The 1450-nt window shown below is 34.4% G+C and carries 2 protein-coding genes; both read left to right on the top strand.

What is annotated here, in order from left to right:
- The coding region (locus tag CHU92_RS00070) for a restriction endonuclease subunit S (RefSeq protein WP_165764536.1) at positions 1-222 on the top strand (222 nt) is incomplete at its 5' end.
- Between the two features lies 1 nt (position 223).
- Positions 224-1387, top strand: a complete 1164-nt coding sequence (locus CHU92_RS00065) for an ATP-binding protein (RefSeq protein ID WP_094411385.1) — start codon at positions 224-226, stop codon at positions 1385-1387.
- Positions 1388-1450 lie beyond the last annotated feature (63 nt).

Raw genomic sequence — 1450 nt, 5'->3', positions numbered from 1 at the left:
GGAAAAATATCTGCCATCAATGCCAAAGGTTTAGAAAAGGTTTTAATCCCAGTTCCCTCATCAGAGGAACAAGAACGAATTGTTTCCATCCTCGATAAATTCGACATACTCACCACCTCAATAAGCGAAGGGCTGCCGAAAGAAATTGAGTTAAGGAAAAAGCAATACGAGTATTACCGTGATTTATTACTAACCTTTCCTAAGAATAATATAGAATCATAATATGGGACAGTCATTATTACAAATATCTGAGACACTTAGAGATGCTGTTAATAAAGCTCAGTTAATCTATGCATTTAATGGCACAGGTAAAACTAGGTTGTCACGTGAGTTCAGGCTTTTGGTTGCTCCAAAAGATGAAGAAGCGGAAGATGAAACGGGCATAAAAGTTCTTTATTATAATGCATTTACAGAAGACCTTTTTTATTGGGACAATGATTTGGATGCTGATGTAAACAGAAAACTATTGATTCGCCCCAACGGATTTACAAATATGGTTCTTGAGTTTTTGAAAGACCAAGGACTTGACGGTAATATCATTTCAAATTTTCAGTATTTTACAAGTGACAAAGTAACACCACGTTTTAATGAGGAATATACAATCAAGGATGAAAATGACAAAGACATTACTGTAAAGGCATACTCTGAAATTACATTCTCAATAGAAGGTGGTAATCAAGAAAGCATACCGAATATTAAAATTTCAAAGGCTGAGGAAAGCAACCTGATATGGTGTGTCTTTTATAGTTTGCTTGAGCAAGTTGTTGAGCAATTAAATATTCCCGAACCTAATAACCGTTCAACAGACAAGTTCAATGATTTAAAGTATGTTTTTATTGACGACCCTGTTAGCTCATTGGACGACAATCATTTGATTGAACTGGCAGTTAACTTGGCACTAATCGTTAAGAAATCTACTGGATTGAAATTTATCATTTCAACACATAGCCCACTTTTCTACAATGTACTCTACAATGAATTAGGATTAAAGGCTGGGTATATTCTTAATAAACTCAATGACGGAACTTTTGACCTTATTGAAAAGAAAGGTGATTCAAATAAAAGTTTTTCATACCATCTCTTTCTAAAGCAAACCATTCAGGAAGCCATAGACAATAATGCAATTCAGAAGTACCACTTTACACTTCTGAGAAATCTTTATGAGAAAACGGCAAATTTCTTAGGTTATCCAAGATGGTCGGAATTATTACCCGATGACAAGCAAACATATTACAATCGTGTTATTCAGTTTACAAGTCATTCCACCTTATCAAATGAAGTAGTCGCAGAACCAACAGAACCTGAAAAGCAAACTGTGAAGTTTTTGTTAGACCACCTTACAACTAATTATAATTATTGGAAAGAAGCACAGAATGTCACAGTATAAAACTATAGCAGAATCCAACAACTTTATCGTGTTGGATAAATTCACCAAACATTTTGAGGTGAA

The organism is Flavobacterium cyanobacteriorum (genome assembly GCF_002251835.1).
Taxonomy (GTDB): Bacteria; Bacteroidota; Bacteroidia; order Flavobacteriales; family Flavobacteriaceae; genus Flavobacterium; species Flavobacterium cyanobacteriorum.
The sequence above is the reverse complement of the archived record's forward strand: the minus strand, read 5'-3'. Positions and strand labels throughout refer to the sequence as shown.

Bases quoted from the DNA above. Each gene is read 5' to 3' on its own strand.
- CHU92_RS00065 (WP_094411385.1), top strand. From the start codon at position 224: ATGGGACAGTCATTATTACAAATATCTGAGACACTTAGAGATGCTGTT.